Annotated in this window: 3 protein-coding genes and 1 pseudogene; all 4 read right to left on the reverse strand. The window is 63.7% G+C overall.

All coding sequences use genetic code 11. The annotated features are described in order from the left end of the window. A pseudogene (locus tag ACE3OH_RS21485) lies at positions 1-201 on the reverse strand (hypothetical protein); the annotation flags it as partial. Positions 202-211: 10 nt separating this feature from the next. Further along, positions 212-1222 (reverse strand): DNA polymerase III subunit delta', encoded by a 1011-nt coding sequence (holB, locus tag ACE3OH_RS21490; RefSeq protein ID WP_374358081.1) that lies wholly within the window; start codon positions 1220-1222, stop codon positions 212-214. Next, positions 1222-1851: a dTMP kinase gene (gene tmk, locus ACE3OH_RS21495; RefSeq protein ID WP_374358084.1), complete on the reverse strand. Its 630-nt coding sequence runs from the start codon at positions 1849-1851 to the stop codon at positions 1222-1224. The genes holB and tmk overlap by 1 nt, the downstream gene beginning before the upstream one ends. After that, positions 1851-2580 (reverse strand): endolytic transglycosylase MltG (mltG, locus tag ACE3OH_RS21500; RefSeq protein WP_374358086.1); only part of this gene is annotated, 730 nt, incomplete at its 5' end. The genes tmk and mltG, both read right to left, overlap by 1 nt.

The raw sequence follows: 2580 nt of genomic DNA on the forward strand, positions 1-2580 counted from the left end.
ATCGTCCATCAGCTGCAGCAACATGAACACCTCGTCGCCAATCGAATAGGCCTTGGCGGTAGGAATGAAAATGCCGCCCCCTTTGGCAAACGGCATATAGGCGGCAAACAGGCCGGCCTTTTCCTTGATGCTCAGCGACAGTACGCCGCCGGCACGCGGCGCAGCGGCAGCAGTGGCTGCGGGTTTGGGTGCTTCAGCCATGATGAAACCTCTATCCCTTGCCAGCAGCGCGCATCGCCTGCTGGTATGCAAACAACAATTGCTCGAACACCAGGCGGGCATTGAGCGGATGACTGGCCAGACGCTTTGCGGCGATCACTTGATCATGAAAACGCATCAGCCTGACCGGATCGAGCGCCTGCGCCAAGGGCGCGAGGCGCGATGCTTCGTCCGGATAATAGCGGACAGACTGCGCCAGGCCCAAGCATGCCAGGTCATAGACCCAGCGCGCCAGCCAGTCGCACACGCGCGCCACCTCGGTTTTCTGTTTATCAAGCCGCTCGGCAACCGCCAATGCATCAAGCTGGCGCGGTTGCGCCAGATCGGCCAGCAAGGCGCGGCGCACCGCCAATATGCTGGCGTCAGCACGCTCCAGCGCCGCCAGTGGCGCCCCGCCGCTTTCCGCCAGATGGCTGGCCGCGTCATCGAGGCCTTGCTGCTCCAGCCAGGCCAGCGCCACTTCGCGTGCCGGCAAGGGCAAGGGCACGCGCCGGCAGCGGCTGCGTATGGTGGGCAGCAAACGCCGCCATTGGTGGCTGACCAGGATGAACATGGCACCGGGCGGCGGTTCTTCCAGAGTTTTCAGCAGCGCATTGGCAGCCTGGGTGTTCAGCGCTTCGGCCGGCTGGACGATGGTGACGCGTCCGCCGCCACGATGGGCGCTCAGGTGGACAAAGTCGTTCAGTTCACGCACTTGGTCGATGGTGATCCAGGCCGAGGGCTTTTTCTTGGCCTTGCTGTCTTCCTCGACCTCTTCGCTATCGGCCGCCGGCAGCAGCTCGCGAAAATCCGGATGATTGCCGGCGACAAACCAGCGGCAGGCATCGCACTGGCCACAGGGCTTGTCCGCCGTGGTCGATTCGCACAGCAGCGACTGGGCCAGCTGCCGGGCAAAGGCCAGCTTGCCAATGCCGGGCTCGCCAGTCAGCAATAGCGCATGGTGCTGGCGTTCGCCCTGGGCGCGCAGAGTCTGCCAGTCGTGGTCATGCCAGGGGTAACGCATCAGGCGGCTTCCAGTTGCTGCACCAGCAGGGCCAGATCGGCCTGGATTTCAGCGAGGCTGCGGCTGGCATCAATCCGCCGGATACGGCCGCTTGATGCGGCCTCGCGCGCCAGATAGGCCGCACGCACCCGCTCGAAAAAGGCGTCCTGCTCGCGCTCGAAGCGATCCAGCTCCCGGCCATTGGCCAGCCGCGCCCGGCTGACTTCCAGCGGAATATCGAACAGCAGGGTCATATCGGGCTGCAACAAGCCATCGGCGCGCGCCTGCACCCAGTGTTCCAGCGCAGCGAGCCGCTCGACGCCCAGCTCGCGCCCACCGCCCTGGTAGGCAAAGCTGGCATCGCTGAAGCGATCGCACACCACCCAGCGGCCGGCAGCCAGCGCCGGCTCGATCACCTGCGCCAGATGCTCGCGCCGGGCGGCAAACATCAGCAAGGCTTCGGTGTCGATATGCATGGGCTCATGCAGCAATAGCTCGCGCAGTTTTTCACCCAATGGTGTGCCGCCGGGTTCGCGGGTCACCACCGGCTCGATGCCGCGCCCGCGCAAATGGGCAGTCAGCCAGGCCAGATGCGTGCTTTTGCCGGCGCCATCGAGGCCTTCCAGCGAAACAAAGCGTCCACGCGACATTATTTGCCTCCCAGCTGATAGCGGCGCACCGCCTGATTGTGCTCGGCCAGGGTGGCGGAGAAATGCGAGCTGCCATCGCCCTTGGCGACAAAATACAGTGCTTTGGAATTGGCCGGATTCACCGCCGCCTGCAAAGCGGCCTCGCCCGGCATGGCGATCGGCGTCGGCGTCAATCCGGCGCGGGTGTAGGTGTTGTAGGCGGTGTCGGTTTCCAGATCGCGCTTGTGGATATTGCCGTCATAGCGCTCGCCCAGGCCGTAAATCACGGTCGGGTCGGTCTGCAGGCGCATGCCGATGCGCAGCCGGTTATTGAAGACCGCCGCAATCATTGGCCTGTCGCCCGGCTTGCCGGTTTCCTTTTCGATAATGGAGGCGAGGATCAAGGCCTCATACGGCGACTTCAGCGGCAGGTCAGCCGCGCGCGCCTCCCAAGCGATATCGAGCTTTTTGCGCATCATCAGGTGGGCGCGCTTGAGCAATTCGAGCTCGGAGCTTTGTTTGGTGAAGTGGTAGGTATCCGGGAAAAACAGGCCTTCCGGTGTTGGCAGCCCTTCATCCAGCGCGGCCACAATGGCCTGATCGTCGAGATTGGCGGTGTCGTGGCGCAAGTCAGGATTCTTGGCCAGCGCTGCCTTGAGCTGACGCCAGTTCCAACCCTCGACTATGGTGATCACCCCGCTGCTGACATCGCCCTCGGTCAACTTCGCCAATAGCTGCAAGGGAGTGACC

This window comes from Chitinimonas sp. (assembly GCF_041904975.1).
In the GTDB taxonomy this organism is placed as follows: domain Bacteria; phylum Pseudomonadota; class Gammaproteobacteria; order Burkholderiales; family Chitinimonadaceae; genus Chitinimonas.